The organism is Marichromatium sp. AB32 (assembly GCF_003718675.1).
Taxonomy (GTDB): domain Bacteria; phylum Pseudomonadota; class Gammaproteobacteria; order Chromatiales; family Chromatiaceae; genus Marichromatium; species Marichromatium gracile.
This window is the reverse complement of the sequence record NZ_RHFJ01000147.1, coordinates 1-416: the sequence shown is the minus strand read 5'-3', so window position 1 is coordinate 416 and position 416 is coordinate 1. Positions and strand designations below refer to the sequence as shown.

The window sequence follows — 416 nt, the reverse complement described above, 5'->3', positions numbered from 1 at the left end:
CCGACGCCGCAGATTGAGCTTGAGCGCGCAATACACCCGCCAGACCCGCTTGTGGTTCCAGGGATGTCCGGCGCGGCGCAGCCGCACATAGAGTTTGCGGAACCCGGCGGATGGATAGCGCTCGGCCAGCGTGCTCAGCGCCTTGATCAGCGGCCCGTCGTCACGCGGGCGGGCGTGATAGTCGAACACCGAGCGACTCAGCCCGAGCAGTCGACAGACGCGCCGCTTGCTCACACCCTCGGCCATGGACTCACCCGCCAGGGCGCGCCGCGCCCTGGCGCTCAGAGCTTTTTTTCGACGATCTCCTTCAGGATCTTGTGATCCAGGCTCAGATCCGCGTACATGTGCTTGAGCCGGCGATTCTCCTCCTCCAGCGCGCGCAGCCGCTTCAGGTCCGAAGCCTCCATCCCCCCGTA

Annotated in this window: 1 protein-coding gene; it reads right to left on the bottom strand. The window is 66.1% G+C overall.

The window, feature by feature from the left end; genetic code table 11:
- The coding region (locus tag EBL85_RS16915; RefSeq protein WP_148040594.1) for an IS3 family transposase at positions 1-246 on the bottom strand (246 nt) is incomplete at its 3' end.
- Positions 247-416: the final 170 nt, after the last annotated feature.